The 3,822-nt window shown below is 71.1% G+C and carries 3 protein-coding genes; 2 read left to right on the plus strand and 1 reads right to left on the minus strand.

The window, feature by feature from the left end; all coding sequences use genetic code 11:
• Both AB8Z36_RS32890 and AB8Z36_RS32895 read left to right on the plus strand, forming a co-directional pair.
• On the plus strand, nucleotides 1–239 hold a 239-nt coding region (locus tag AB8Z36_RS32890), incomplete at its 5' end, for a hypothetical protein (protein WP_369217047.1).
• Between the two features lie 749 nt (nucleotides 240–988).
• Complete coding sequence (locus AB8Z36_RS32895) at nucleotides 989–1,996, plus strand: zinc-dependent alcohol dehydrogenase (RefSeq protein WP_369217048.1); 1,008 nt, start codon at nucleotides 989–991, stop codon at nucleotides 1,994–1,996.
• 17 nt (nucleotides 1,997–2,013) lie between these two features.
• Here the strand turns inward: AB8Z36_RS32895 and AB8Z36_RS32900 are convergent.
• On the minus strand, nucleotides 2,014–3,822 hold a 1,809-nt coding region (locus AB8Z36_RS32900; protein ID WP_369217049.1), incomplete at its 5' end, for an ABC transporter permease.

The following is a 3,822-nucleotide window of genomic DNA, read 5'->3' on the forward strand; positions in this document are numbered from 1 at the left end:
CGCCCGGCCTGCCCCGGCCCGCCGGTACCTACCGCCTCCCCGCCCAGCTCAAGACCACCGRCCTCAACAACGACAAGCAGCCCGAGATCACTGTCCCGGTCCCCGCGACCGCGCCGGAGGTCTGGTCGGTCGGCACCAAGAGCGGCAAGGTCGCCGGGGAGTCGCCCACCCGCGTCGTGAAGGCGCCGGTCGACTCCCAGGTCACCAACGGCACCGAGTTCGGCGTCCTCGCCCGCTGACCGGTTCCACGGCATGGCAGCAGGCCCCCGGGGACCGATGTTCCCGGGGGCCGGTCGTTCCGCGTGCCGGGGCTGCTTCGCCGGGCAGGTCTCCTGGGTCACCTTGCCGCCCGACGCCCCGCCCTGGCCTGGCCTGGCCCGGCCCGACGCCGATGCCGCGTTCCAGCTGCGCCGTCAGCGTCTTCGCGCTGCCGCCGTAGTCCTCCTGCGTCTCCACGGCGGCGCCCCGTGGATGGCGAGCGTGCCATGGGTGCCGGGGCGGGGACATCGCCGACAGCCTGGTGTCGCTTCGCTGCCGTTTGACCGGCGCTTCGCTCCTGCCCCCCGCAGGGGTCGGCCCGGGCGCCCCGCGTGCCATGCCGGGCCCCTGAACCGCACACCGACACACCCCGGCCCCCTGTCAGCCGAAGAGCCGACAGAACTGCCGCAGAACCGGACCCAATGGTTGACGCGGCGGGCGTCCACAGACAGCAGGATAGAAGTGCTGGTGAGACGGATGGACCACCGGTCAAGGGCCCGGTTGCCGCGGGCCCGCATGCTGTCCGCCCTGTGTTCGGAGATGTGCGAGGGCGGACACTGGGGCCGACCGCACTGTGGGGACAGGAAGGCGGTCGGCCCCCCGCGCCGTGGGCCGGACCGAGAGCTGCTGGTTCCGGCCCACGGCCCCTGCCCGGCGGGCGCGTGGGTGGGTCACCCCCGCTGGAGCCGCTCTCTTCGTGTCACAAGGCGAAACCCAGGCAGGAGTTCGTATGAGATCGCTTGAATTCGTCGCACCGCGCCGCCTGCGCTTAGTCGAACGGCCGGAACCCCGCGTCACACGGGCCCATGAGGCGGTCGTCGCCCCCGTCGCGGCCACGACCTGCGATCTGGACCGGGCCGTGATCGCGGGGGCGACCCCCTTCGAAGGGCCCTTCGCGCTCGGGCACGAGTGCGTGGGCCGGGTCGTCGACCTCGGATCGGAGTGCGGGGATCTCTCGGCCGGAGACCTCGTGGTGGTTCCGTGGCACATCTCCTGCGGCACATGTGCCCAGTGCTCGGTGGGCCACCCCTCCCACTGCGAACGCACGCCGCGTTACGCCATGTTCGGGCTCCCCCTGGGCGGTCAGTGGGGCGGCATGTTCACCGAGCGGATCAAGGTGCCCTGGGCGGGCGCCAATCTGCGGCGGCTGCCCGAAGGACTGCCCGCCGCGGCCGCCGCTGCCGCGTCCGACAGTCTGACCGACGCCTACGACGCGGTGCGCCGGGGTCTGGCGCTCCACCCCGGACGGGGCGTGGCGGTGCTGGGCGGCCTGACGCACGGGCTCTACGCCTGTGCCTTCGCGGCCTGTCTGGGCGCCGCCGACGTGGTGTACGTCGACCGGGACGCGCGGCGCCGCTCGATCGCCGAGGGGTACGGCGCCCAAGCCGTCGACGACGTCCGCGAACTGGGCGGGCGGCGGTTCCCCGCCACCGTGGACGCCACCGGCGACCCCGGGGGTCTGACCGGAGCTCTGGAGGTGACGGCTCCGGGCGGCCACTGCCACAGCTTCGGCATCTTCTTCAAGCCCGCGCCGCTGCCCCTGTTCACCATGTACATGGACGCGATCACCTTCAGCACCGGACGCCCTGAGATCGGCCCGCATCTGCCGGAGGTGCTCGATCTGGTGCGGACCGGAGAGGTCGATCCCCTCCCCGTCTACAGCGACACCATCGCGTACGACGACTTGCCGGAAGCCCTGCTCGAACTTCCGGCCAAGCCGCTGGTTCTGCTCGGCTGACCCGGCGCGTCGTACCGCTACTCGCTCTTGATGGCCGTGAGCGGGTCGAGCTTGGCCGCGCCGCGGGCCGGCCACATCGCCGCGAGGACACCGACCACGGAGGCCACGGCCAGGAAGAGGAGGATACGGGCGACCGGGACCTCCATCGAGTACGTGGTGATCTTCTCGCCGATGCTGCCGCCCGCGGCCCAGCCCATGAAGAGCCCGACACCGATGCCGAGCACGGCGCCGAACAGGGAGATGACGACCGCCTCAAGGCGCACCATCTGCTTGACCTTCGCGCGGTCCAGGCCGATGGCCCGCATCATGCCGATCTCGCGTCTCCGCTCGAAGACCGACATGGCGAGGGTGTTGATGACACCGAGCACCGCGATCAGGACGGCCATCGCGAGCAGGCCGTAGAGCATGTTCAGCATCAGGTTGATCGCACCGGCGGCCTCATCGCTGCGGGCGTCCTTGTCCTGGACCTTGATGGCGGGGTTGTCGCCGAGGGCCTTGACGATCGCGTCCTCGGCGCCGTCGGACGGGCCGTCCTCCATCTTCACCAGGACCTGCTTGTCGGCGACCCTGGAGAGGTGCGGGTCGACGACGGGGAGCGGCGTGAACAGGCCGTCGAGCAGGTCGTTCTGCTCGTACACCCCGACGACCTCCAGCTTCGCCGTCCTGTCGTCGTCGAACCGCACCGAGACGGTGTCGCCGACCGTCAGCTTCCGGCGGTCGGCGGTCTCCTTGTCGACGAGCGTGGAGTCACCCTTGAGCCCGGCCAGCGAACCACTGGTGAAGTCGAGGCTCGCCAGCTTGCCGAAGGCCTTCTCATCGACGCCGGAGACGCCCGTGCGCGAGCCGTTGACCTCGGCGGAGGTGGTGCGCAGCGGGCTGCTGGCCACGACGTCGGGGAGCTTGTCCAGCTTCTGGCGGACTTCGGGGGCCAGCGGCTGGTAGTTGGCCATGGAGACGGTGTAGTCGGCCTTCAGGGAGCCCGCGGCCATCTTGTCGATGGCGCTGCTCATGGAGGTCGCGACCACCGTCATCGCCGTGATCAAGGCCAGGCCGATCATCAGAGCCGCTGCGGTGGAGGCGGTGCGGCGGGGGTTGCGCACCGCGTTGAGGCGGGACAGCTTGCCCGTGACGCCGAACGGCTTCAGGAGCGGGGCCGAGGCGGCGATGAAGGGGCGCGACAGGAGCGGTGTGAGGACGATGACACCGACGAGGACGACGGCGGAGCCGCCCGCCATGACGTAGGTGCCGCCCCTCAGCATCATCACCACGCCGAGGGTGACGGTGACGGCGCCGATGGTGTTGCGGACGACCAGGCCCCGCGTGGTCGGCGTGGCGTGGACGCTGCTCATCGCGGCGACCGGGGGGATGCGCGCGGCGCGGCGGCCCGGCAGCCAGGCGGACAGCATGGTGACGCAGACGCCGATGCCCAGGGCGGTCGCGATCGTGACCGGGGTCACGACGATCGCTCCGTCGGGCAGCGAGGCGCCCGTGGCGTTCATCACCGCGTGGAGGACGACGGCGATACCGATGCCGAGCGCGAAGCCCGCACCGGCGGCCACCAGACCGACGAGACATGCCTCGATGAGCACGGCGTGGGTGACCTGGCGGCGTGAGGCGCCGACGGCCCGCATGAGCGCGAGTTCCTTGGTGCGCTGGGCGACCAGCATGGTGAAGGTGTTGGCGATGATGAAGATGCCGACGAAGAGCGCGATGCCCGCGAAGATCAGCAGGACCTGGCTCATCGAGCTGGTCTGTGTCTCGATCGCCTGTTCCTGGTCGTCGGAGAGCTGGGCGCCGGTGACGGCGTCGGTGTCCTTGGGCAGGAT

This window comes from Streptomyces flavofungini, from assembly GCF_041028215.1.
In the GTDB taxonomy this organism is placed as follows: domain Bacteria; phylum Actinomycetota; class Actinomycetes; order Streptomycetales; family Streptomycetaceae; genus Streptomyces; species Streptomyces flavofungini_B.

Coding starts and splice junctions, on each gene's coding strand:
- AB8Z36_RS32895 (WP_369217048.1), top strand. CDS start 989: ATGAGATCGCTTGAATTCGTCGCACCGCGCCGCCTGCGCTTAGTCGAA.